The following is a 622-nucleotide window of genomic DNA, read 5'->3' on the forward strand; positions in this document are numbered from 1 at the left end:
ATAGTTACGGCCGCCGTTTACTGGGACTTCAATCAAGAGCTTGCACCCCATCATTTAATCTTCCAGCACCGGGCAGGCGTCACACCCTATACGTCCACTTTCGTGTTTGCAGAGTGCTGTGTTTTTATTAAACAGTCGCAGCCACCGATTTTTTGCAACCGCTTTGGGCTCCCCTTGTACAGGTTCACCTACTTGCGGCATACCTTCTCCCGAAGTTACGGTATCAATTTGCCGAGTTCCTTCTCCAGAGTTCTCTCAAGCGCCTTAGAATACTCATCTCGCGCACCAGTGTCGGTTTGCGGTACGGTCGTGTGTAGCTGAAGCTTAGTGGCTTTTCCTGGAAGCTGGGTATCACTCACTTCGTCTGCAAGCAGACTCGTTATCACCCCTCATCTAAGCCCGGCGGATTTGCCTACCGGGCACGACTACAGGCTTGAACCAACATATCCAACAGTTGGCTGAGCTAACCTTCTCCGTCCCCACATCGCACTACACATCGGTACAGGAATATTGACCTGTTTCCCATCAGCTACGCATCTCTGCCTCGCCTTAGGGGCCGACTCACTCTACGCCGATGAACGTTGCGTAGAAAACCTTGCGCTTACGGCGAGGGGGCTTTTCA

Annotated in this window: 1 rRNA gene; it reads right to left on the reverse strand. The window is 52.3% G+C overall.

Features of this window, described 5'->3' with window-relative positions:
* Positions 1-622, reverse strand: a 23S ribosomal RNA gene (locus tag D3H34_RS33455); the annotation flags it as partial.

It is taken from the genome of Acidovorax cavernicola (genome assembly GCF_003581445.1).